General features: G+C 64.0%; 1 pseudogene. It reads right to left on the bottom strand.

From position 1 onward, the window contains the following. Positions 1 to 136: pseudogene (locus GWC77_RS28690) on the bottom strand (IS110 family transposase); the annotation flags it as partial. Between the last annotated feature and the right edge of the window lie 117 nt (positions 137 to 253).

The following is a 253-nucleotide window of genomic DNA, read 5'->3' as shown; positions in this document are numbered from 1 at the left end:
CGGCAAGCAGCACCTCGCGCTGGCGCACGACCGCACGCACGACACAGACCTCGTCACCCGGGCGCCAGGCGGCCCTTAGCAGTCCCAGGCTCATCAGCTTCTGCAGCCACTGGCAATCGAGCACGTCTGCCGCGCGTCAAACAAGATGAGAGCAGCGCGTCAATCAGGATGAGAGTACTGGCGTGGCGGCAGCGGTGAAGGGCGTAGCCCGGAACCTGTCTCTTATACACATCTCCGAGCCCACGAGACTCTG

Source organism: Paraburkholderia sp. NMBU_R16 (genome assembly GCF_013282575.1).
Classification (GTDB): Bacteria; Pseudomonadota; Gammaproteobacteria; order Burkholderiales; family Burkholderiaceae; genus Trinickia.
The sequence above is the reverse complement of the archived record's forward strand: the minus strand, read 5'-3'. Positions and strand labels throughout refer to the sequence as shown.